Here is a 22,209-nt window from a genome sequence, read left to right as displayed (position 1 = left end):
GCTCAGGACCTGAGGCTGGCCGACACCACCTTGCCGGGCGCGCACATGTTGCTGCCGCCGTCCGGCGGAGCCTCCTGCGGCTCCTTGCCTTCGATGCGGGCCACGGCGTAGATGGAGCCCTGCTCGGCATACGGGAACGGCACGCTGTAGGTGCTCTGCAGCGCATCCGAGGCCACGGGCAGCAGCTGCTCCACGCGCGCCGGCATCGACTTGGCGGAATCGTCGAGCTTCACGTCGAGCACGGAGCCGATGCCCAGCCGCTTGGCCACGCGCGCCGGGAACACCGCCACCACGCCGAGCCGGCTGCAATCGGTCACCCGCACCAGCGAGGCACCTGCCGTGACATACGCGCCTTCGGGTGCGAGCACGGAGTGGACCTGCCCGGCCTGGGACGCCTTGATTTCATAGAAGGAGAGCTTCTCCACCCGGCGGCGCTCCTCTTCCTCGAGGTCGCGGACCTCCTTGAGCTGCTTGAAGATGGCGGTGGCGTCCTGCTGGGCGCGCCCGACGCTGTTGCGCAGCGCCTCGCGGCGGCTGGCGAGCGTCTGGAACAGGTTGCTGCCGCCGGTGCCCACGAAGGCACCCTGCCCGGCGCTCGCCACCGTCTGGGCCTGACCCGCGAAGGACTGTTCCGCCACCGCGGCATTGGCGCGCGCCGTGTTCAGCTGCGCCATCGAGGCGTTCATCACCTGCTCGCTGATCGCGCCCTGCTCCAGCAGCGCCTGGTTGGTGCGGACCTTGTTCTCCTGCTCTTCCACCACGCTGTGCGCCACGTCGCGCTGGCGCCGGGCGATCTGCCAGGCCTCCCAGGCCTGCGCCAGCGAGGCCTCGCGGTGCACGCCGGCTTCCTGCCCGACGGACCGCATCTCCTGGTTGTCGGACTTGTACTGGTTGCCGAGCTGGGCCAGCTGGCTTTGCAGCGACAGGCGCTGCGACCTCAGGGTGGTGAGGATTTCCTGGCTCACGGTCGGGTTGCGCACCGTGGCCACGATGGTGCCGGGCTCCACCTTGTCGCGCGCATGCACCACCATCTGCGACACCACGCCGTTGATCGGCGAAGTGATCAGCCCCACCGGCGCCTGCAGGACGGCGCGGGTGGCCTGCGAAGACAGCAGCGGCTGGACCAGCGTGGCAATCATCAGCCACAGCACGAAGGCCAGCAGCGCATAGGCCGCCAGCTTGGGAACGAAGGCGCCCGATTGCCTTCGCCGGCCGTTCCGGCCCAGGGCGCGAGCGCTCGCGGCGCCAGCGATGCGCCGCTGGCGAAGAGAAAAGAGAACCGAATCCGGTTTTGACACACGCATAGCCACCTCTCGTGAGAACCACGTAGCGCCGCCCACAAGCGGCGCGACACCAAGATTGAAAGACCGCCCGCAGCAAGCCGACGCCAAGCCACAGGCCTGCGTCCGCATGTTGCGGTGCAATATCAAGGTACGTCGAAACCCTGGTCAGGACTGCTTCGGTGCGAAACAAGATGTGCTGAATTCACATTCCGGCAACACCGATGGTCGGGTAAAAGTCCTACATTGGCGTCGGATAGCGCGCCATTGACCACAAAAGGCCGCATCAGGCATGCGGACTGATGCGAGGCTCGGGTTTCCCCTGGGAAGCCCTCAGCGGGGCACGCCAAAGCGCGGTTCGCCGGGCCCTCCGGCATTTGAACGCGCAGCCGTCGGCAAGTGGGCAAAAGGAAGATTCGGTAACGATACCGATCGTGTCTGCGCCGCGCTCCGGGCGGCTTCGCGGTGCTAACCGGGTGTGAGAACCTCGGGATCAGCGGTCCGGGACCGCCGCCACAGCCGCTGCGGGATCGCCGCGGCGCCTTGCCACGCACATCAGCGACAGCGCGCTCGTAGGCGACGAGGGCCGCCGGCCGGACAGCATGTTGCCCAGCCGGTATTTCCATTTCGCCGGCCCCACCACGCCGCGCAGCGCATCGGCGCCGATCTGGTGGTTGTGCGGGTAGACGCTCACCTCGAAGCCCAGCGGTTCCAGCGTCGAATGGAAGAATTCCTTCGTGACCCCGTCGCCCGGCTGGTGATGGACCTCGGTCCGCAGCCCCCACGACTGCTGGCTGCCGGTCTTGTGGAAGCCATGCCCGATCGCCCGGTAGACCCACAGCCGCGCATCCCACATCAGCTTGGCAAGGCCCTTGTAATCCCAGGCGGTGAGCTGCGGATCATGGTCGGTGACCAGGAGGCCATGCGGCTTCACCAGCCGCGCCCCCTCGCGCAGCACGGCGGCCATGTCGTCGCAGTGGTGCAGCGACGCATTGATGGCAACGATGTCCGCCACCTGCGAGCGAAAAGGGGTGTAGGCCGCATCGGCCAGCACCGCCGTGTAGCCCAGCTTGGCCGCCAGCTCCAGCGAGCCGGGCGCCACGTCCACGCCGATCAGCAGCCGCGGCTTGCCGCCGAGGGTGGCAAAGATGTTGCCCGGCCCGCAGCCCAGGTCGATGACCACCTTGTCGGTCCAGTCGCCGGCAGCCGCGAGCCACCGGCTCCTGAAATGCGCATCGCGGTGGCAGAAATCCAGATATTCCTGCGCCCACTGCGCATTTCCAAAATAAGTGGCATTGGCGGTAATGGCGTCGGTTTTGCGTTCGAGTCCCGATTCGAAGTAAGCACCCGAGCGTTTCAAGCTCGCGTGTGGCAATAAGATGTCTCCAATCATCTTGAATCCTTCAAAAATCTGGGCCGGCATCGAGACAAGTTATGCTTAAGAATTACATGACTTTCGAATCCGCTGTTAGCTTTTTTAATACGTTTACAAGCTGCGTGATTTAAAAACTGACCTGCTGGTTACCCCATTTGGGTGATATCAGGCATCGATATTCGCCGTCATCGGCCAATGAAAGCGGCCACACCGTCGCGAAATGCCTGGCTGCCATACACCTCCTCGACCAGGTCATCGTCGTCCAGCCGCTGCTCGACGACGAGGCGGCGGATGCTCTCCTTCACGGCCTTGTGCGTGACCGGCGACAGCGCCATGAGCCGCACTGCCAGCGCATGCGCAGCGGCATCGAGTTCGCCCGCCGTGCAGACGGCGTGCACATAGCCGCAGGCCAGCGTTTCCTCGGCCGTCAGGTGGTCGGCCAGCAGCAGCATCCGCTTGACCCGCGGCACGCCCAGGGCGGCCTGCAGCCGCGCGATGTTGCGCGACGACAAGGTGTTGGACAGCGTTCCCGCAATCGGCGCGCCGAAGCGCGAGGCGTCGCTGCAGACCCGGAAATCGCAGGCCGTGGCCAGGGCCAGGCCGCCGCCCACGGCCCAGCCGTCGATCACGGCCACAGTGGGTACCGCGATGCGCTCGACCGCATCGATGACGCGCTCCACGAAGGCTTCGTAGGCGATGCCGTCGCGGCCGCCGCGAAAGCCCTTGAAATGGGCGATGTCCGTGCCCGCGATGAAGGACTTGCCGCCCGCCCCCTTGAACAGCACGCTGCGTACCGCCGGGTTGCGCGCGCACGCGCCGATGCGCTCGAGCAGCGCCTCGTACATCTCCCGCGTCATCGCGTTGTGGCGTTCGGGGCGATGGATCACGATCTCGGCCACGCCCGAGGCGTGAACGCGGAGCTGCACGCATTCAGCTGAACTCACAAGGCCTCCGCCGCGCCGGCTGGCGTGTTGATCTCGGCCAGGATTTCCTCGTTGTGCTCGCCCAGCAGCGGCGGATGCCGGCGCACCTGCTGCGGCGTACCCAGCAGCTTGACCGGAAAGCCGATGTTCTTGACCTTGCCCTCGATCGGATGGTCGATCTCCATGCACATGCGGCGGTGCCTGCCGTGCTCGCCCTCGAAGGCCTCCGGATACGACAGGATGGGGCCGGCCGGGATGCCGGCGGCCAGCATGGCGTCGATCCAGTCGGCGCTGTCGCGCTGGCCGAACTCCCGTTCGAGCGCCTCGATCAGCGCCTCGCGGTGCTTCAGGCGCTGCGACACGCTCGCGTAGTCCGGGTGCGCGGCGAGGTCCGGCCGCTGCAGCAGTTCGCACAGCCGGGTCCAGAGCTTCTGGTTGGTCGCGCCCATCACGAAGTAGCCGTCGCGCGCCTTGACCGCCTGGTAGGGCGCGCTCATCTTGTTGCTGGTGCCCAGCGGCGCCGGCGGCACGCCCGTGCCCCAGTACGCGGACATGTCCCAGACCGAGAAGGCCATGGCCGCGTCGAACAGCGAGGCGTCGATGTGCTGGCCCACGCCCGACTTCTGCGCGCCGATGTAGGCCGCGAGCAGCGCATAGGTGGCAAACAGCGCGCAGCCGATGTCGGCCACCGGCACGCCGGCCTTGACCGGCTTCTCGCCGGGGTAGCCGGTCACGCTCATCACGCCGGACATGGCCTGCGCCATCAGGTCGAAGCCCGGCCGCTCGGCCCAGGGGCCGCTCTGGCCGAAGCCGGAGATGCTGACGTACACGATCTTCGGGTGGATCTTTTTGATCGACTCGTAGTCGATGCCCAGGCGCTGCACCGCGCCGGGACGGTAGTTCTCGACGATCACATCGGCGGTCCGGGCCAGCTTGTAGAAGGACGCGCGGTCCTCCTCGTTCTTGAGGTCCAGCGTCAGCGAGCGCTTGTTGCGGTTCATGTTCAGGAAGCCCATGCTGTCCGGCCCCTTCATCTTGAAGCCCATGGCGCCGCGGGTCTGGTCGCCGCCCGGCGGCTCGACCTTGATCACGTCGGCGCCCAGGTCGGCCAGCAGCATGCAGGCGAACGGCCCGGCCATGACCTGGCTCACGTCCAGCACCCGGATGCCCTGCAGCGGCAGTTGTCGCGCGTGGTTCATTTTTTCAGCCCTCCTCGGTGACCTTGGCGGTGCGCACCACCTCGCCCCATTTCTTGAACTCGGCAGCCATGAAGGCCGCGAACTTGTCGACCGATCCGCCGCCGTCCTCCACGCCATAGCCATCGAAGCGCGCCACCACATCGGGCAGCGCCAGCACCTTGTTGATGTCGGCATTGATCTGCAGGGCCAGGTCCCTGGACATGTCCCTGGGGCCCACCACGCCATACCAGCTGGACACGTCGAAGCCCTTGAAGCCCTGCTCGTCCATGGTCGGCATTTCAGGAAAGCCCTTGGCGCGCTGCAGGCGCGTCTGCACGATGCCCGCCATGCGCCCGGCCTTGACCTGCGCCGTGGCGGCCGTCATGGTGTCGAAGCTGTAGTCGATCTGGCCGCCGATCAGGTCCGTCTGCATCGGGCCCGAGCCCTTGTAGGGCACGTGGATGCTCTTGACCTCGGCCGCCATGTTGAACATCGCGGCCGCCAGGTGCTGCACCGATCCCGTGCCGGAGGAGCCGAAGCTGATCTTCCCCGGGCTTTGCCTGCACTGCTCGGCCACTTCCTTGACCGAGCCGGCGGAGTTCTTCGCGCGGGTCACCAGGATGTGCGGCGTGGCACCGACCATGGCAATGGGCGCGAAGTCCTTCAGCGGGTCGTAGCTGATGCTCTTGAAGATGTGCGGCGAGATGGCATGCGTGTTGACGTGCGCCATCAGCAGGTTCACGCCCTCGGTGAAGCGGGTGCGTGCAAAGAAGTCCGCAGCCAGTGCGCCGGTGGCGCCGGGCTTGTTCTCGACCACCACCGAGCGGCCCCACAGCTGCGACAGCTGCTGGCCCACGATGCGCGCGAACACGTCGGTGCCGCCGCCGGGCGCCCAGCCCACGTAGATCTTGACGATGCCCTTGGGCAGCTCCGTGGCTCCCAGGGCCCAGGGCGCGGCCAGCGCGCCGGCGCTGGCCGCGATGAAGTCTCGGCGTTTCATGTGTGCGTCCTCTGTCTCTGCTGTAGTAGTGCCGCTACTCTCCCGTAGCGCAGAGGACGTCGCAAGAATGTGGAAGGCATGCCTGGCTTCGTGATCCGCGAAGCCAGGGCCGCAGGAACGCTGCTTTCTTCTTCTAGGTGCTGATGCCGATCAGCTGGGCCACCACGTTGCGCAAGGTCTGCTCCTGCGCATGGCCTTCGACACACGACAGCACATAGGCGCGCTGGTGCCAGTCGCCCTCGATCTCGGCCGAGCCCAGGTCGTCTTCCGGATGGAAGCTGCGCAGCACCTCGGGCGGCATCAGGCCCACACCCAGGCCATGGCGCACCAGCGCCAGCATGGTGTCGAAGCCGCTGGTCGAGAAGTTGTTGGGGAACGACCGGCCGCGGCTGCGGTAGGCCCCTTGCAAGGCCGACAGGATCGCCGAGCCCTTGCCGAGGCTCACCACCGGCAGGTCCAGGAAGTCGTCGATGCCCACCGGCCGCTGCGCCGCAAACTGGAAATGCCGGCGGCTGTACACGAGCACCAGCCGGTCCTGCCGGTAGTCGAACTTCGGCAGGTCCAGGAACCCGCTCTTCTTCTCGTAGATGCCGACGTCGATCACCTTGTCGCGCAGCAGCTGCTGCACGATCTTGCTGTTCTCTTCCAGGATCTTCAGCGTGATCTGCGGGTAGGCGTCACGCAGCCGGGCGATGTCCTTCGCCAGGAACTGGATGATGGCTGCCTTCGGCGCGCCGATGAGAATGCGCCCGTCCTGCCCGCGCCCCAGCACCTGGGCATCGCCCTCGAGCCGGCCGATGAGGTTGTCGATCTGCCGGATGTGCGCCATCAGCCGGTTGCCGGCCTCGGTGACGAGCACGCCGTGCGCCACCCGCTTGAACAGCCTGGCGCCCAGCTGCGCCTCCAGGTCGCTCACGCGCTTGGAGGCAGCCGCCACCGCCAGGTTCAGCCGGTCGGCAGCCCGGGAAATGCTGCCTTCCTCGGCGATGCACAGGACCAGCTGGACGGTGGTGGAGTCGAGCTTCATGGCGCCGCCGGCCGCACCGTCAGCTGAACACGCTCTCCAGATCGGCTTCTTCCGCGCTGCTGTCCAGCTTCAGGCTCTGCTCGATGTGGTCGAGGTGATGGAGCATCAGCTTCTCGGCGCGCTGGGCGTCGCCGCGGTTCACCGCCGCGACGATTTCCTCGTGCTCGTCCGCGCGGCAGCTGGTGGCGGTGGGCGCGTCGTACAGCGAGATGATCAGGCAGGTCAGCGCCGACAGCTCGCGCATCGAGCGGGCCAGCGCGGAGTTGCCGGCGAGCTCGGCCAGCAGCACATGGAATTCGCCCGACAGGCGCACGATGGCGCGCTTGTCGTCGCGGCTGCGCGCCTCGGCCTCCAGGTCGATGTGGCGGCGCAGGCGCTGGCGCTTGACGTCGTCGAGCGTGCGGACGAGCCGGCGCAGAACGCCCGGCTCGATCAGCCGGCGCGCCTCGAACACGTCCTGCGCCTGCTCGATGGTCGGCTTGGCGACGAAGGCCCCCTTCTGCGGAACCAGCTCGACGATCTGCTCGTGCGCCAGCCGGGCCAGCACTTCGCGCACCTTCGCGCGGCTGGTGGCGAAGATCGCGGCCAGCCGGTCCTCGCCGAGCTTGGTGCCCGGCGCGAGCCGGTGCTCGAGGATCGCCGCCGAGATCTTCTCGGCAATCTCGTCGACGCTGTGCTCGCGGGAGTTGGCGGCACTGGTCTTGCGTACTGAAGCTTTGGTGGACATCGCAGCCGATTCTATCGACGAGCCCTCCCCGCAGCCGGCTTGCGCGCGGCGCCCCCGGCGGCCTCAGGCGCGGCCGGCATCGCGGGCCAGGAGGCGTGACAGTGCATCGGGCAGTCCCTGGTTCGGCTTGACCGGCGGCGGCGCGAAACTGCCCCTGCGCGCCGGCGCGGGCGCCAGCGATGCGAGCGTCTGCGCATGGCAGACGGCGCTGGACACGCCGTCCACCACGGGCACCGGGATCCGGTCCTTGATCGAGCGCGCAAGGCCCGCCAGCGGCGCGCCGGCGATGATGATCACGTCCGCGCCGTCGTCCTCGACGGCCGACATGCACAGGGCCTCGAGGCGCTCGCCATGGTCGTCCTGCACGCTGCCGATGTCCTTGAGCGGCCCCTCCAGGCTGCGGATGCTCGCAAGCCGCTCCAGGAGCCCGTTGGCCTGCACGCACTCGCGGTACCAGGCCGTGATGCGGCGCGAGATCGCGATGATGGAGAAGCGCTTGCCCAGCAGGCAGGCGCTCATCAGCGCGGCCTCGGTGAGGCCGACCACCGGAATGTCGAGCGCCTCGCGCAGGCCGTCGATGCCGGGGTCGCCGAAGGCCGCGACCACGATCGCATCGTGCCGCGCGTGGTGCTCCGCGACCAGCGTGGCGGCGGCATAGGCGCCGATCAGCGACTCGAACCGGGTCTCGATGTAGGCGACGCCGAAGGGCGCCGTCAGCACCTCGATGCGCGTGTCGCCGGCGGCCGCGCGGCGGGCCTCGGCCGCGATCAGGTCCGAGACGCTTTGCGAGGTGTTGGGGTTGATCAGCAGCAGGTTCATGGCAATGTCTCCAGCGTGAGGCTTAGGCGGGTCGACGGGTGGGCAGCAAGGTGGGCCCGGCCCGGCGCAGGAATTCGCCGCGCCCGGCGCGCGGATGGAAGCGCTCGCCGTCCCACACGACTTCGCCGCGCGCCAATGTCAGCGCGGGCCATGCCTTGACGTCGATGCCTTCGTAGGGCGTGTAGTCGACATCGTGGTGCAGGTCAGCGTTGCGGATGGCGCGCGGCGTGGTGCCCCACACCACGAGGTCGGCATCGGCGCCGACGGCGATCGTGCCCTTGCGCGGATGCAGGCCGTAGGCCTTGGCGGGATTGGTGGAGGTGAGCTCGACGAAGCGGTTGATCGTGATGCGCCCGTCGAGCACGCCGTGCGAGAACAGGAGCGGCAGCCGCGTCTCGATGCCCGGAATGCCGTTGGGAATGTGGCGGAAGGCCACCTCTTCGCCGCCGGGCTTCTTGCCCTCGGGCGCGTCGTAGCGGAACGCCGCGTGGTCCGACGAGAAGATGGTGAACAGCCCGTCGGCGAGGCCGTTCCAGATCACCTGCTGGTTCTCGCGGTTGCGCGGCGGCGGGCTGCAGACGCAGCGCGCGCCCTGGTAGCTGTCGTCGATGCCCAGGTCCTCGGCCGTCAGGAACAGGTACTGCGGGCAGGTCTCGGCAAACACGCTCAGGCCGTGCGCGCGCGCCCAGCGGATCTGCTCGACGGCTTCGCGGCCCGACACGTGCACGATCATGATCGGCACGTCGACCAGCTCCGACAGCGCGATCGCGCGGTGGGTCGCCTCGCGCTCCACCAGCATCGGCCGCGCATGCGCATGGAAGCGCGGCGCGGTGCGGCCGCTGGCTTCGAGCCGCTTGGTCAGCCACTCGATGCAGTCGGCGTTCTCGGCATGGATCATGGCCATCGCGCCGTGCTCCCTGGCCACCGCCAGCACGTCGAGGATCTGGCCGTCGTCTAGCTTCAGGTCGTCGTAGGTCATGTAGATCTTGAACGAGGTGTAGCCCTCGGCGATCAGCTGCGGCAGCTCGTGCTTGAGCACCTCCTCCGTCGGGTCGCTCACGATCAGGTGGAAGGCGTGGTCGACGTGGGCACGGCCTTCGGCGCGCCGGTGGTAGTCCTGCACGGCGGCGCGCAGCGACTGGCCCTTGTGCTGCGCCGCGAACGGGATCACCGTGGTGGTGCCGCCGCAGGCCGCGGCGCGGGTGCCGGTGTCGAAGTCGTCGGCCATGCGCACCGGCGGCTCCATCGGCTGGTCGAGGTGGCAGTGGGCATCGACGCCGCCCGGCGTCACGTAGCGGCCGGCGGCGTCGATCTCGCGCCGCCCGGGGGGCAGCGCGAGGCCCAGCTGCACGATGCGGCCGTCGCGGATGCCGATGTCCGAATCGAAGGTGTCGCTGGCGGTGGCAACGCGGGCGTTGCGCACCACGAGGTCGAGGTCGCGGAAGGTCATGGTCTTTCTTCTGTGGGTCTGTCTGTGTCTTGTCTGCGCGGCTGCGCGACGGCGTTCAGGCCGGCGGCCCGAACAGCCGGCCCCAACCCCGCACGGCGCGGGGATCGATGCCGACGGTCTTCAGCGCCCGCCACACCACGGTGGCGACGGAGTCGTAGATCGGGATGCCGAGCTCGCGCTCCATCTCCTCGACCAACTGCGCGCCGTGCAGGTTGGTGCACATGATGGTGATCGCGTCGGGCCGCTGCTGCGCCACTTCGCGCAGCATGCGGCGCAGCGTGTCGGCGTCGACTTCGCTGAATGCGAAGTTCACCGTCAGCCCGAGGTGCCGCTCGGCCACGCAGTCGATGCCGATGCCCGCGTAGTTGGCAACGATGCGCCGCTGCACGTCCTCGACATAGGGCGACACCAGGCCGAGCGTGCGCGCGCCCTGCGCGACCAGCAGCTCGTTGAGCGCCAGCACCGAGGTGCTGGCCGCAATGCCGGTCGCCTCGGTGATGCGGGCGCACAGCGCCCGGTCCTTCTCGAAGCCGAGCCAGCTGGCCGAGGTGCCGCTCCAGCAGATCGTGTCGACGCGCGCATCGGCCAGCAGCCGCGCGGCCTCGAGGATCTTGCTGTCGTCGAACTGGCTGAGCGAGGCGCCGCGCAGCGAGATCTCGGTGACGGTGAAGCGCGAGAAGTGCGCCGAGACGCCGGGCACGCCGCTGACCATTGCGCTGGTCAGCGGCTCCAGCGCGGTGTTCGAGGAAGGCGTGAGCACGCCGATGAGTTTGCGTGGGATCATGGTCGTCTTCAGAGGCGAGGGGTGTCGGTCGGGTCGGCCGGTGCGCCCGGCTTTCCCTGGTGGCGCGAGGCCAGGTCGAGCTCGTGCGCCAGGGCCTTGCGGCGGGCGGGCGTCGGCCCGGCATGCGAGGGATTGTCGAGCGCGGGCAGCACGAAGTCATTGACCATCTTGCGGATCGCCAGCACGTTCTTCGACTCGCGCAGGCCGCCTTCGATGGGCAGCATGCTGGTCATCACGACCACCGCGTTGCGCTCGGGCAGCGCCACGATGAACTGGCCCTTGAAGCCCATGGCATGCACCTCGGGCTCGGTGGCGACGATGTCGTTGATCCACCAGAACTGGCCGTACCACGGCGCGGACGACGGCGCGGTCATGGTCCGCATCCAGGCCTGCGACACGATCTGCCGGCCGTTCCAGCGCCCGCCGGAGAGCACCAGCATGCCGAGCTTGGCCATGTCGATCGCGCGCAGCCGCAGGCCCCAGCCAGCCGACACCAGCCCCTTGCCGTCGGCGCGCTCCCAGGCGTAGTGCGCCATGCCCATCGGCTTGAAGATCTTCTGCTCGGCAAAGGCCTGCAGCGGCATGCCGGCGTCGGCGCCCAGCGTTGCGCTCGCAAGGATCGGGTTGACGTCGGTGTAGTCGAAGGCCTCGCCGGGCGGGCGCCTGGGCGTGGTCTCGGCGGCGAGCTTCAGGCGGTCGGGCGCGCCGTAGTAGATCGGGTCGTCGGTCGGCTTGAAGTCGTAGAACAGGCCGGTCGACATCGACATCACGTGCCGCAGCTCGATGGCCTGCTTGTCCGCGAGTGCCGCCTTCAGGTCGGGGCGCGCCTTGGCCAGCACGGGCGCCACCTTCTCGTCGAGGCGGCTGCGGCCCTCGTCGATCAGCACGCCCGCAGCCAGCGCGGTGACGTTCTTGGTGATCGAGTAGAGCTCGTAGTTGTGGTCGCGGCCGAGCCCCCGGCTGTAGCGCTCGAAGACCAGCTTGCCGTCCTTGATCACGAGGAAGCTGCGCACGTCGAGGTCTTCCTTGCGGATCCACTCGGACAGCCGCACCAGCGGACGCGAATCGACGCCGACGGCCTCGGGCACTGCGGCGGCGACGGCGGGCCCGGCGTCATCGGCCGGGGCCACGGATTGGGCCAGCGCGGCACCGGCCGAGGCCAGGTTCAGGGCCAGCGCGATGGCCGCAAGGCGGACATGGGACATGGACATGGTTGTCTTCTCCTGGAGGGTTGCGTGCCTCAGACCGGCAGCTTCTTGCTGTAGTCGATCAGCATCGTCGAGCAGACGAACAAGCCCGCGCCCGCGGCCGTGAACAGCATCAGCGCCATGAAGTACGAGCCGGTGGCCTGCACGATCAGGCCCACCACGATCGGCACGCCGATGCCCGCCACGTTGCCGCCCAGGTTCATGGTGCCGCCGAGAAAGCCGACCCGGGCGCGCGTGCCGAGGATCGAGGGCACGCACCAGAACAGGCCGCACCAGCGCAGGAAGAACAGCGTCACCGACAGCAGCACGACCACGGCGATCGGGTCCTTGATCTGCGTCACCATGAAGATGGCGATGGTCGCGATGATCGACGAGATGCCGAACAGCGTGCGCAGCACCTTGCTCTGCGAGGCGCCGGCCGCCTGCCACTTGTCGGCCAGCCAGCCGCCGAACATCTCGCCCACGAAGCCCGAGAAGAACATGATGAACACCGCGCCGCCCATCTGCTTGATGTCGAAGCCGTGCACCTTCGACAGGTAGTTGGGCATCCAGGTGAGCAGGCCGTAGAACAGCGCGTTGAAGCACATCCAGCCGAAGAACATGCCCCACACGGAGCGGAAGCGGAAGAAGTCGAGCACCCGTCCGCTCGCGTCCGCCGATTCCTTGGCCGCGTCGGCCGCATGGCTGGCCTCGATGAAGCGCGCCTCGGCCTCGTTCACGCCGGGATGCTGGCGCGGATGGTTGCGGATGTAGCGCCAGGCGAAGTAGCCGGCCAGCACGGTCCCGCCGCCGGCAATGGCGAACGCCATGCGCCAGGAGCCGAGCACGGCGATCAGCCCCGAGATCAGGATCGCGCCGAGCGCGGCGCCCAGCGGCGCGCCGCCATCGAGCAAGGTGGCGCCGCGGCCCCGTTCGGTCTGGGTCATCCAGATGCCGTTGAGCTTGCCGCCCGCAGGGTAGATCGGCGCCTCGGCCGCCCCCAGCCCCAGGCGGGTCAGCAGCAGCGGAACCCAGCCCGTGCAGGCGGCGGCAATCGCCTGGAAGAAGCCCCAGCCCAGCGTCGCGCCGGCAATCACCACGCGCGGACCGAAGCGGTCGGCCAGCATGCCGCCGGGAATCTGCATCAGCGCATAGGTCCAGAAGAAGGAGCTGAGCAGCAGGCCCTGCACCGCGGGGCCGATGTCGAATTCCTTGGCGATCAGCGGCATGGCCACCGACAGCGAGGCGCGGTCGATGTAGTTGATCGAGATCAGGAACAACATCATCAGGAAGATCTTCCAGCGCACCTTGGTGGGCTGGTGGGCTGGATTGGCGGTCGCCGCGGGCGCCGATACCGTCGTTGTCGATTGCATTGGTTGTCTCCTTGGAGGCGCACTGCCGCGGGGTCTGGACCCCGGGGCGCAATGGCGCTTCCCATCGCATGGTTGAAGCACGGCAAGCCGCTGTGCAAAGAGGCCCGTGCGCTCTTCGGCGCATCGGGGCTCCGCGGCCCATCGGCAGGACTGCAGCCGGCGCCGCTGCCGCTCTTCAGGCGTCGAACACAGGCTGTAGGGCGAATCTAAGTTTCGTCGACAATGTTGTCAACAATGATGTTGATATTTTGATCGACACTATCGTAAACACTTAGAGTGCTCCGACGTGGCGCCCAAGCTGCGACTTGTAGACAGCACAAAACGCGTCCCGGAGCGAGAACGGTTGTGCCCGGCGTGTTGATTGCCACCGCAAACTGACCCGGCTAACCCACTAATTTCCGTCTAGGACTGACCCACGCAAGACCCTACTCTGCTCATTTTTAAGGCAGGGGATCCGAGGAGTGATAGACGTGGCGACATTGAGTGTCATCAGACGCTGGGCCCTCCACGAGCAGATGTCCATTCACGAAATAGCCAGGCGTACAGGCCTGTCTCGCGACCCGCATGCCTACCTGCGCGACGTACCGACGAAGAGCTCCTGCCGCGTCGCTGGCGGCAGCGTTGACCGCTGCACTCGTCGTCAAGGCGAATGGCCCGAACGCTTACGCTGAACGGACACCTCGCGATGAACTCCCTTGTTCGGGGGGAAGTAAGTCGACATCCACCAACCACGAGGAACTGATACTTCGCAGTAAGAGCTTCGCCTGCGAATTCCCTTCAGTACATATCGATTGGTAGCGCCATTACGCTCTCGGCACCATCGACGATGCTGTCGCGCAGGCCCGGCACCTTGTTCAGGATGTGCTCGGCATAGAAGCGCGCGGTCGCGATCTTGGCCTGCATGAAGTCGACGTCGACGTTGTGCGACGCCAGGTCCGCTGCAATGATCAGCGAGCGCGCCAGCTGCCAGCCGGCCACGAGGTTGCCCGCAAGCATCAGGTAGGGCACGCTGCCTGCGAACACCGCGTTGGGCGAGGCCTTGGTCTGGCCCGCGACGAAGTCGACCACCTCGATGAAGGCCTCGCGCGCGGGCTTCAGGCGCTTGAGGACGGCGGCCGCGGCGGGGCTGCTGCTCCTGGCCAGTTCGGCCTCGGTCTTCTCGATCTGCGCGGCAATGGCCTTGGCGGTCTGGCCGCCGTCGCGCGCGGTCTTGCGGCCCACGAGGTCGTTGGCCTGGATCGCAGTGGTGCCCTCGTAGATCGTGAGGATCTTGGCGTCGCGGTAGTACTGCGCCGCGCCGGTCTCCTCGATGAAGCCCATGCCGCCATGCACCTGCACGCCCAGCGAGGTCACTTCCAGGCTCATCTCGGTGCTGTAGCCCTTCACGAGCGGCACCATGAATTCGTAGAAGGCCTGGTTCTGCTTGCGCGCCTCGGCATCGGGGTGGTGGTGCGCGGCGTCGTAGGCCGCGGCGGCCACGCTGGCCATGGCGCGGCAGCCTTCGGTGTAGGCACGCATGGTCATCAGCATGCGCTTGACGTCGGGGTGGTGGATGATGGGCGCGCTCGCGTTCATCGAACCATCGACGGGGCGGCTCTGCACGCGGTCCTTCGCATAGGCCACGGCGTGCTGGTAGGCACGCTCGGCAATCGCGATGCCCTGCATGCCCACGGCATAGCGGGCCGAGTTCATCATGATGAACATGTACTCGAGGCCGCGGTTCTCCTGGCCCACGAGATAACCGACGGCACCGCCGTGGTCGCCGTACTGCAGCACGGCGGTGGGGCTGGCCTTGATGCCCATCTTGTGCTCGATGCTCACGCAGTGCACGTCGTTGCGCGCACCGAGCGAGCCGTCCTTGCCGACGATGAACTTCGGCACCACGAACAGGCTGATGCCCTTCACGCCCTCGGGTGCGCCGGTCACGCGGGCCAGCACCAGGTGCACGATGTTCTCGGCCATGTCGTGCTCGCCGTAGGTGATGAAGATCTTGGTGCCGAAGACCTTGTAGGTGCCGTCAGGTTGCGGTTCGGCGCGGCTGCGCACCAGCGCAAGGTCGCTGCCGGCCTGCGGCTCGGTCAGGTTCATGGTGCCGGTCCACTGGCCGCTCACCAGCTTCTCGAGGTACACCGCCTTGAGCTCGTCGGAGCCGGCCGTGAGCAGCGCCTCGATGGCGCCGTCGCTCAAGAGCGGACACAGCGCGAAGCTCATGTTGGCCGAGTTGAGCATCTCGCCGCAGGCCGCGCCGATGGTCTTGGGCAGGCCCTGGCCGCCGAAGTCCGCCGGATGCTGCAGGCCCTGCCAGCCGCCCGACACGTACTGCGCAAAGGCTTCCTTGAAGCCCGGCGTGGTCGCGACCTGGCCGTCCTTGAAGGACGAGGGGTTGCGGTCGCCTTCGATGTTCAGCGGCGCCACCACGTCCTGGTTGAAGCGCGCGCATTCCTCGAGCACGGCCTGCGCGGTTTCGAGGCCGGCGTCCTCGAAGCCCGGCAGCCTGGCGATCTCGCCGATGTTGGCCAGGTGCTCGATGTCGAACAGCATGTCCTTGAGGGGGGCGGTGTAGCTCATCTCAATCCTGCTTCCAGAAGCAGTCCCAAATTACTTAGTAAACACAACTTACGTGCGGATCAACCAACGGCCAAGGCCTGATGTTTGCCGGCTTCCCACGACTCTCAAGGCAGCCAGAGAAATTCAGCAGAAGACCGATGCACGGAGATACCGAGTCGCACGAAGACGGCAGCTGCTGCGAACGATCAGCAAGGAATACGGGAACTGAAAGAAATCAGTGCGCCGATATTCATCAGTCTGTGAAAGACGAAAACCCCGTCAGACGACTCAAGCTCCCTTTTCCTTCTTTTCATGCGCATCGACGAGCTGCGCAAGCAACCTCATGAAGACAACGCGATCTTCCGGCGACAGCGGTTCGATCAGCAGTTCTTGAGAGCGGTGAATGCTTTCTTGCAAGTCATTGATCAGGTTGAGCCCATCCGTGGTGATCACCGAAAGCCTGGATCGACGATCGTCCGGGTTGACGCGGGTTTCGACCAACCCCTTGTCACCGAGACGTTTGAGCACTTCCGCCGTCGTTGTCCTGTCCAGCGAAAGCTCTCGACCGATCGCTTTCTGATCCAGCCAAGGGTTCATCGAAAGCGCCGTCAGCATGCCGACCTGAAGCGGAGTGATGCTTTCGGATTTGCATAGATCGAAAAAGATCGCCTGTCCGATCTGGGTCAGCCTGCGGATGAGGAAACCCGGGCGACGCCACATGACCTGGCGCAACGGATTGAAAGGCTCCAGGACCGGTTGCTTTGCCACATCGGCCGAGCCGACTGTCTTTTTTTGAGCGGGAGAACGCTTTGTCATCATCTCAAGATCGCTGAAGGTGTCAGCCGACGAGTTTATCGACTCCCTTGAGGGTGAATGGAAAACCAAACCGCGCGTCAGGCTGCGCTAGCGCAGGTCGACCTTCAGGTAGTCACCCAGCAAGCGATAAAAATCTTCCTCGTCATCCCACGGGATCATGTGCCCCGCGTTCAAAGCCGTGCATTGCGACAATCCAGGCGCGAGAGTCTCGATCTCAGCAAGGTCTTCCGGCAGCATCACCCCTCCTCGGCCCGCCGCCATCAGAAGTCCCGGCGTCTGCAGTTTGGGTAGATCGGCGTGGATGTCGTCCTCATGGAAGCCAGCATGCGCCTGGACAACGGCATCCTGGTCGCAGGTATGGAGCCATTCGGCCCTCAGCCGCAATTGTTCGTCTGTCCACGTGGGTGCATAGGGGCGAAGCTCCTCGGCCGTGATGCCATTGACGGCCATCTGGATCGACTCGACATACCAAGCCAGAGGAACTGGATAAGGTCGGCGGCCCGGGCCGGACATGGGCGGATCGACAAGCAGCAGCTTGGCCATGCGTCCCGGATCGCACGCCGCGGCGCGAATTGCCACGCGGGCGCCCATGGAGTGACCCAGCACCGTCACGGACGACCATTCCAGGACATTCAGCAGGTCCAGCACGTCGGCCGCCATGGCATCAAGGCTCGCGACCATCCCCGGCGCGCTGAAGGACAGACCGCGCCCACGAAAGTCAAGGACATGGACGTCGAAGTGCCGAGCCAATCGCTCGGCGACGAAGCCCCAGGTGATTGCAGGACTCGTGATTCCCGGCAGCAGGAGCAGTCGAGGGCCCTGCCCGCCGTAGCGCAAGAGGTGCAGCCGCACCCCGTCCGCACGCACGTGATAGCCATGAAGAAAGGAACTCATTGAGACTCCAAAAAAGATTCACTCACTCGCCCGCAGGCGAGGATCCAGCGTCCCGTTGGAAGCTGCGGTGAAAGCACCATCCAATCGCTCGCGTGTTTTGCTCATCGCACCTGAAGCGAGTTATGTCAGGGCCGCGGCGATTTTCCAAACCAGCCACGGATGCGACTCCAGAGCACGCTCCACATCATCCCGGCGACGGAAACCGTGGGTTGTGGTTCATTGGACGCAACCGTTTGCCCGCCCAACCGTCGCGTGATCTGTTTTCCGAAGTCCGCGACCATGCGGCGCACGAAATCCTTCACGAGTCCGGAGCGCGAGAATTGGGCCAGTGGACCCTGGAGGGCGTAGATCATGTCCACGTGCACACGAGTGCTTCCGGCCGTCAGTGCTTCCAAGCGATAGGTGATGTCTCCCTGGGTGCGCGACTTGCTCAGGCTGTCCTGGCCCGCACCGCGCAGGACTGCGCGCCTGGCAGCGTCGTCACGCTCCAGCCGCGCTGCACCGGCGAATGCCGCCGACATCGGGCCGAACTTGATCGCGATGGTGCCCTTGACCCTCTCTCCCTCGTGCGAGTCGATGGTCGCACCGGGCAAGCAGGATGCAACCGCAGGCAGGTCGCCCATGAACTCCCACACCTGATCGGCCGGATAGGGCACATCGAAATGCACTTCGATCGCGTTGCCCTTGGCTTTGGCCTTGGCCATCGCGATGGGATCGACCTCGGCCATTTCCGCGGCAACCACCGGATCCGCCGTGGGCGGCTGCGCCGGACTCGGTGTCGTGACCGGGCCCAGTGCCATGGTTCGCGGCAAGCTCAGTGTCTGCCGCAGCTTTTCGACTTCCGCGTCGGGGGTGTCACGCTGCTGTTGCAGCACATCCAGGATGGCGTCCACGATGCCCTGGTATCCGGTGCAACGGCACAGGTTCCCGGACAGCTCGAGGCGCACGAGCGCCTCGTCGGCGTGTGGCAGGCGCAGCACGATGTCGCGCGCCGTGGTGAGCATTCCGGGTGTGCAGAACCCACACTGCAGTGCGTGATGGCGCGTGAACGCCGGACGCAGCTTCTGCATCACCGCATCATCGTCGTAGCCCTCTATGGTGGTGACCTCCTGGCCCTCACATGCCACGGCGAAAGTGATGCACGATCGCGTCGGTTGCCCGTTGACGAGCACCGTGCATGCGCCGCAGACGCCATGCTCGCAGCCAAGGTGGGTTCCTGTCAGGCGCAGTTCGTCCCGCAGGAAGTCACCAAGATGCATCCGCGGTTCCGCCTGCCGGCTGAAGCCGCGGCCGTTGACCTGAATAGAGATGGGGTTCAAGTCTTCTTACTCCGCTAGCTTGTGGTTGGAAAACACACCCGACTGCTCGAGTGCGCGCTCGACGCAGGCCGTGAAGAGCTTCCGGTCGATGCCGTCGCGATCAGGAAGCGCAGGGCCGACGGCCGCGCTCACCTTGTCACGCCCTGCGGCCTGCGCACCCTTGCTGGCAACTTCCGCCGCGAATTCGTTCAACAGGATCGGTGGCCCGTCTGCGGCCCCCAGAACCACGCGTGCACACTTGCGCGAGACATCGAAATAAACCGCTGCACTGGCTTCGGCAAATTCGCCAGGCTTGCGGCAGACCTTGTGATACCCCCAGCGCGTCGTCGGCGTCTCGGATGGCACGTGGATGGCCACGATCAGCTCGTCAGCCTCGAGCACCGTCGTATAGGCGCCGAGCATGAGGCCGTCCGCCTCGATCGTGCGTTCGCCACGCGGCGACCTGAGCACGATGCGGGCACCAAGCGCAGCGAGCGTCACCACCCAGTCTGCAGCTGGATCTGCATGCGCCAGGCTGCCTCCGACAGTGCCGCGGCTTCGGATCGCCCGGTAGGCGATGCCTCCCGCGACCTGACGCATGGGATGCGCCGCCAGCGGCGGGTACACACCATCCTCGATCTCGGCATGCGTGACGGCAGCGCCGATCTCGACCCACTCGCCCTTGCGACTGACGGCGCGCAGCACTGCGATATGAGCGACGTCGACCACTTGCGCCGGTCGCGCCAGTCTCAAGTTGAGCATGGGACCGAGGGACTGGCTTCCGCTCATCGCCTTGGCCGTGCCGCCGCCCTTGGCCAGCACCTCGATCGCCTCATCCACGTCGAAGACCCGCGTGTACGCAAATTTCGCCGCCTTCATTTGACGAGCCCCTGTTCCGGCTTCGCGCTTTCGAGGGCCTTGAGCAAGCGACGCGGCGTCAGGGGCGTCATCAGCACCTCCGCAGCACCCGTGCCTCGCAACGCGTCGTTCACGGCATTGAAGATCACCGCCGGCGGCGCGATCGCGCCCCCCTCCCCCACGCCCTTGGCGCCGAACTCGGTATGAGGCGAAGGCGTCTCGAAGTGCTCGATACGGATGCGCGGCACCTCCGTGGCGCCAGGCAAGATGTAGTCGGCCAGCGTGGAAGCCAGGGGCTGGCCTTGGTCGTCGTATGGGCTTTCTTCATACATCGCGGTGCCGATGCCCTGCGCGATGCCCCCTATGGTCTGACCCTCCACGATCATCGGGTTGACCATGGTGCCGCAATCCTCGACAACGACGTAGTCGAGGATCTCGACCTCGCCTGTCTGCGTGTCGACGGCGACCACCACGGCATGGGTGGCATAGGTAAAGGTACCCGTGTCGACCCTGGGCTTGTATGCACGCGAAACCTCCAGTCCACCGAGATGCACGTTCTCGGGCAGATCCTGTGGCGTGAGATACCACGCGCCGCCCACTTGGGACAGCGGAATCGACTTTTCCCCGGCGACGGCGAACCCCTCGACCAATGCGACGGCCTGCGGGTCCACGCCCATGAGATAGCCGGCGATCGACTGGATGCGAGGCAACAGTTCCTTGCACGCCGTCGAGATGGCGCCTCCTGACATGACGGTGGCCCGAGAGGCGTAGGTCCCCGAGGAGAAGGGCGTGAGCGCGGTGTCGCCATGCACGACCCGGATCCGGGCAACAGGAATGCCAAGTACGTCATTCGCGATCTGCGCGAAGCTGGTCTCCATGCCCTGGCCATGCGAGTGCACGCCGACGCGCACTTCCAGCCCGCCATCCGCGGTCATCCTGACGACCGCCTGATCGAAGCCAGGCACCACCGGCAACCCCCAGTTGGCGAAAACGGTCGTGCCGTGGGCAGACTGCTCCGTGTAGGTTGCCGTCCCGAACCCGATCCGACGTCCGTCCGGCTCTCCCCGGGCTTGCCGCTCACGGACTGTAGCGAGTCCGATCATCTCCACGGCGCGACGCAGGCTCGCGGGAAAGTCGCCGCTGTCGAAGTGCTTGTTGGCTACGTTGACATAAGGCATGGCGGCGGCCGGGACGAGGTTGTCCATGCGGACCTCCCATGGTTCTCGGCCTACTTCACGCGCCACGGCGTCCATGAGGAGTTCGATCGCAAAACAGACGCCGGTGCGCGCCACGCCGCGGTAAGCCATGAAGCCCGGCTTGTTGGTCGCGACACACAGGGTCTCGCAGCGATAGCCACGGAAGGTATAGGGGCCCGGCAGGTTGCCGATCGCCTGCCCAGGCTCCAGACCGACGAAGAAGGGATAGTAGGAATAGGCGCCGCCGTCGATGGTGATGACGGCGTCCAAAGCGAGGAGCTTTCCCGTGCGGTCCGCGTAGGCAGTGAGCTGGTAATGATGCTGCCGCGTGTTGGCGCCGACGATCAGATGCTCACGCCGATCCTCCAGATAGCGGAACGGCGTTCGGTATGTTTTGGCCAGCCAGGCGATGCACAGGTCTTCGGGGTACAGCTGTCCCTTGTAGCCAAAGGCGCCTCCCACGTCGGGGGACACCACGCGCACCGCCTCCTCATTCATCGAGAGGTGCTGGGCGATACCGACGCGCAGCAGGTGCGGGACCTGTGTCGCACTGACGACCACGAGTTGATCGGCCTGGAAGTCCCAGTAGGCCAGTACCGATTTGCCCTCCAGCGGCACGATGCACTGACGCGACAGCTCGACGGTGCGGCTGACCTTCACTTCCGCCTTCGCGGCAAGTTCATCGAAGTCGCGATTGGCCCGCAGCGTGAGAAAGACATTGTCTTTCCACCCAGGATGAAGGAAGTCTCCCGTCGCCGCAAGAGAAGACTCGGCGCCGTGGTAGACGGGCAGCTCGTCATAGGAGACCTGCACCTCTTCGAGCAGGTCTTCCGCCACTGCACGCGTTGGCGCAACAGCCATGGCGACCGCCTCTCCCACGTGCCGGACCTTGCCCGAAGCCAACGGCGGCAAGGCCGAGTACTGGTATGTGGGTAGCGAAGAAGGGGAACCGATGTCCGCTGCATCCAGCATCATCTCGCGCAGGAACACCTTCCCCGCAAGCGCTTCCGGAATCTCGACACCCGTGATGGTGGCGTGCGCCAGAGGGCTGCGCAGGAACGCGACCTCCTGCAGACCCGGCAGCACGAAGTCGCCCACGAAGTTGCCTTTGCCCACCATGTGGCGCGCATCCTCCTTGCGAGGCACCCGGGCTCCGATGCCCTCGCGCTTGAGCACTCTCGCCGGAATGTCTGCTTGGTTCATGCGTTTCCTTTTGCTTGACTGATTTTCTCCAGGCGCCGCACAGGATGTGCGGCACGGCGATCCTGACCAGGCACCTCCCAGGCCACATCGGCGCGTGCTTGCCCACACGATCGGCACCCATCAAGAGATGTTCACCGGCCGCTTCCCACCATTTGCATCGCGGTGTCAGCAGGCCATTCATGCCCCGCTTCCATTTTATGACAGTACACATGCAAAAGTATAGACGTGCGGTGCGCGTGTGTGAAGGTAGCGTTTCTTGATGAAAACCCTGACA

The 22,209-nt window shown here is 66.2% G+C and carries 18 protein-coding genes and 1 pseudogene; 1 reads left to right on the top strand and 18 read right to left on the bottom strand.

The genetic code is table 11. The features are described 5' to 3' along the window. Positions 1-2: 2 nt before the first annotated feature. The 12 genes from VPA02S_RS21940 to VPA02S_RS21885 form a co-directional block, all read right to left on the bottom strand. The gene (locus VPA02S_RS21940; protein ID WP_062365597.1) at positions 3-1,304 is read right to left on the bottom strand and encodes an HlyD family secretion protein; all 1,302 of its coding nucleotides are present in this window, start codon (positions 1,302-1,304) and stop codon (positions 3-5) included. Positions 1,305-1,773: 469 nt separating this feature from the next. Continuing rightward, positions 1,774-2,703, bottom strand: coding sequence for a class I SAM-dependent methyltransferase (locus VPA02S_RS21935; RefSeq protein WP_155736630.1), 930 nt, complete (start codon positions 2,701-2,703; stop codon positions 1,774-1,776). Between the two features lie 137 nt (positions 2,704-2,840). Continuing rightward, on the bottom strand, positions 2,841-3,599 hold the full coding sequence (locus tag VPA02S_RS21930) for an enoyl-CoA hydratase (RefSeq protein WP_062365596.1): 759 nt from the start codon (positions 3,597-3,599) through the stop codon (positions 2,841-2,843). Continuing rightward, positions 3,596-4,777: a CaiB/BaiF CoA transferase family protein gene (locus VPA02S_RS21925; protein WP_062365595.1), complete on the bottom strand. Its 1,182-nt coding sequence runs from the start codon at positions 4,775-4,777 to the stop codon at positions 3,596-3,598. Before VPA02S_RS21925 ends, VPA02S_RS21930 begins: the two co-directional genes overlap by 4 nt. A gap of 4 nt (positions 4,778-4,781) precedes the next feature. Continuing rightward, positions 4,782-5,756, bottom strand: a complete 975-nt coding sequence (locus VPA02S_RS21920) for a Bug family tripartite tricarboxylate transporter substrate binding protein (protein ID WP_062365594.1) — start codon at positions 5,754-5,756, stop codon at positions 4,782-4,784. Between the two features lie 133 nt (positions 5,757-5,889). Continuing rightward, positions 5,890-6,783, bottom strand: coding sequence for a LysR family transcriptional regulator (locus VPA02S_RS21915; RefSeq protein WP_062365593.1), 894 nt, complete (start codon positions 6,781-6,783; stop codon positions 5,890-5,892). A 19-nt stretch (positions 6,784-6,802) separates the two neighbouring features. Then, entirely contained in the window at positions 6,803-7,510 is a 708-nt protein-coding gene (locus VPA02S_RS21910; protein ID WP_018906766.1) for a GntR family transcriptional regulator, read from the bottom strand. Positions 7,511-7,573: 63 nt separating this feature from the next. After that, positions 7,574-8,329 carry an aspartate/glutamate racemase family protein gene (locus VPA02S_RS21905; RefSeq protein ID WP_062365592.1) on the bottom strand — a complete coding sequence of 252 codons (756 nt, stop codon included), beginning with the start codon at positions 8,327-8,329 and terminating at the stop codon, positions 7,574-7,576. A 22-nt stretch (positions 8,330-8,351) separates the two neighbouring features. Beyond that, a complete protein-coding gene (hydA, locus tag VPA02S_RS21900; RefSeq protein WP_062365591.1) occupies positions 8,352-9,779 on the bottom strand; it encodes a dihydropyrimidinase in 1,428 nt (475 codons plus the stop codon). Between the two features lie 55 nt (positions 9,780-9,834). After that, positions 9,835-10,563: a maleate cis-trans isomerase family protein gene (locus VPA02S_RS21895; protein ID WP_062365590.1), complete on the bottom strand. Its 729-nt coding sequence runs from the start codon at positions 10,561-10,563 to the stop codon at positions 9,835-9,837. Between the two features lie 8 nt (positions 10,564-10,571). After that, positions 10,572-11,774, bottom strand: a complete 1,203-nt coding sequence (locus VPA02S_RS21890; RefSeq protein ID WP_062365589.1) for a serine hydrolase domain-containing protein — start codon at positions 11,772-11,774, stop codon at positions 10,572-10,574. 29 nt (positions 11,775-11,803) lie between these two features. Continuing rightward, complete coding sequence (locus VPA02S_RS21885; RefSeq protein WP_015867054.1) at positions 11,804-13,123, bottom strand: MFS transporter; 1,320 nt, start codon at positions 13,121-13,123, stop codon at positions 11,804-11,806. A 461-nt stretch (positions 13,124-13,584) separates the two neighbouring features. On the opposite strand from VPA02S_RS21885, the pseudogene VPA02S_RS31875 reads away from it, so the two are divergent. Further along, a pseudogene (locus VPA02S_RS31875) lies at positions 13,585-13,684 on the top strand (XRE family transcriptional regulator); the annotation flags it as partial. A gap of 216 nt (positions 13,685-13,900) precedes the next feature. On the opposite strand, the gene VPA02S_RS21880 reads toward VPA02S_RS31875, so the two are convergent. From VPA02S_RS21880 to VPA02S_RS21855, 6 genes are all read right to left on the bottom strand, one after another. Next, positions 13,901-15,691, bottom strand: coding sequence for an acyl-CoA dehydrogenase (locus VPA02S_RS21880; protein WP_062365588.1), 1,791 nt, complete (start codon positions 15,689-15,691; stop codon positions 13,901-13,903). 267 nt (positions 15,692-15,958) lie between these two features. Then, positions 15,959-16,489, bottom strand: a complete 531-nt coding sequence (locus VPA02S_RS21875; protein WP_015867056.1) for a MarR family winged helix-turn-helix transcriptional regulator — start codon at positions 16,487-16,489, stop codon at positions 15,959-15,961. A gap of 84 nt (positions 16,490-16,573) precedes the next feature. Then, a complete protein-coding gene (locus VPA02S_RS21870) occupies positions 16,574-17,380 on the bottom strand; it encodes an alpha/beta fold hydrolase (RefSeq protein WP_062365587.1) in 807 nt (268 codons plus the stop codon). 125 nt (positions 17,381-17,505) lie between these two features. Further along, positions 17,506-18,699: a xanthine dehydrogenase family Fe-S subunit gene (locus VPA02S_RS21865; RefSeq protein ID WP_062365586.1), complete on the bottom strand. Its 1,194-nt coding sequence runs from the start codon at positions 18,697-18,699 to the stop codon at positions 17,506-17,508. 6 nt (positions 18,700-18,705) lie between these two features. After that, a complete protein-coding gene (locus VPA02S_RS21860; protein WP_062365585.1) occupies positions 18,706-19,557 on the bottom strand; it encodes an FAD binding domain-containing protein in 852 nt (283 codons plus the stop codon). Further along, positions 19,554-21,935, bottom strand: coding sequence for a xanthine dehydrogenase family protein molybdopterin-binding subunit (locus VPA02S_RS21855; protein WP_062365584.1), 2,382 nt, complete (start codon positions 21,933-21,935; stop codon positions 19,554-19,556). Before VPA02S_RS21855 ends, VPA02S_RS21860 begins: the two co-directional genes overlap by 4 nt. Between the last annotated feature and the right edge of the window lie 274 nt (positions 21,936-22,209).

It is taken from the genome of Variovorax paradoxus NBRC 15149, assembly GCF_001591365.1.
In the GTDB taxonomy this organism is placed as follows: domain Bacteria; phylum Pseudomonadota; class Gammaproteobacteria; order Burkholderiales; family Burkholderiaceae_C; genus Variovorax; species Variovorax paradoxus.
This window is presented reverse-complemented; position numbering and strand designations above follow the sequence as displayed.

Coding starts and splice junctions, on each gene's coding strand:
- VPA02S_RS21895 (WP_062365590.1), bottom strand. CDS start 10,563: ATGATCCCACGCAAACTCATCGGCGTGCTCACGCCTTCCTCGAACACC.
- VPA02S_RS21925 (WP_062365595.1), bottom strand. CDS start 4,777: ATGAACCACGCGCGACAACTGCCGCTGCAGGGCATCCGGGTGCTGGAC.
- VPA02S_RS21920 (WP_062365594.1), bottom strand. CDS start 5,756: ATGAAACGCCGAGACTTCATCGCGGCCAGCGCCGGCGCGCTGGCCGCG.
- VPA02S_RS21905 (WP_062365592.1), bottom strand. CDS start 8,329: ATGAACCTGCTGCTGATCAACCCCAACACCTCGCAAAGCGTCTCGGAC.
- VPA02S_RS21870 (WP_062365587.1), bottom strand. CDS start 17,380: ATGAGTTCCTTTCTTCATGGCTATCACGTGCGTGCGGACGGGGTGCGG.
- VPA02S_RS21915 (WP_062365593.1), bottom strand. CDS start 6,783: ATGAAGCTCGACTCCACCACCGTCCAGCTGGTCCTGTGCATCGCCGAG.
- VPA02S_RS21885 (WP_015867054.1), bottom strand. CDS start 13,123: ATGCAATCGACAACGACGGTATCGGCGCCCGCGGCGACCGCCAATCCA.
- VPA02S_RS21935 (WP_155736630.1), bottom strand. CDS start 2,703: ATGCCGGCCCAGATTTTTGAAGGATTCAAGATGATTGGAGACATCTTA.
- VPA02S_RS21875 (WP_015867056.1), bottom strand. CDS start 16,489: ATGATGACAAAGCGTTCTCCCGCTCAAAAAAAGACAGTCGGCTCGGCC.
- VPA02S_RS21890 (WP_062365589.1), bottom strand. CDS start 11,774: ATGTCCATGTCCCATGTCCGCCTTGCGGCCATCGCGCTGGCCCTGAAC.
- hydA (WP_062365591.1), bottom strand. CDS start 9,779: ATGACCTTCCGCGACCTCGACCTCGTGGTGCGCAACGCCCGCGTTGCC.
- VPA02S_RS21855 (WP_062365584.1), bottom strand. CDS start 21,935: ATGAACCAAGCAGACATTCCGGCGAGAGTGCTCAAGCGCGAGGGCATC.
- VPA02S_RS21860 (WP_062365585.1), bottom strand. CDS start 19,557: ATGAAGGCGGCGAAATTTGCGTACACGCGGGTCTTCGACGTGGATGAG.
- VPA02S_RS21910 (WP_018906766.1), bottom strand. CDS start 7,510: ATGTCCACCAAAGCTTCAGTACGCAAGACCAGTGCCGCCAACTCCCGC.
- VPA02S_RS21940 (WP_062365597.1), bottom strand. CDS start 1,304: ATGCGTGTGTCAAAACCGGATTCGGTTCTCTTTTCTCTTCGCCAGCGG.
- VPA02S_RS21880 (WP_062365588.1), bottom strand. CDS start 15,691: ATGAGCTACACCGCCCCCCTCAAGGACATGCTGTTCGACATCGAGCAC.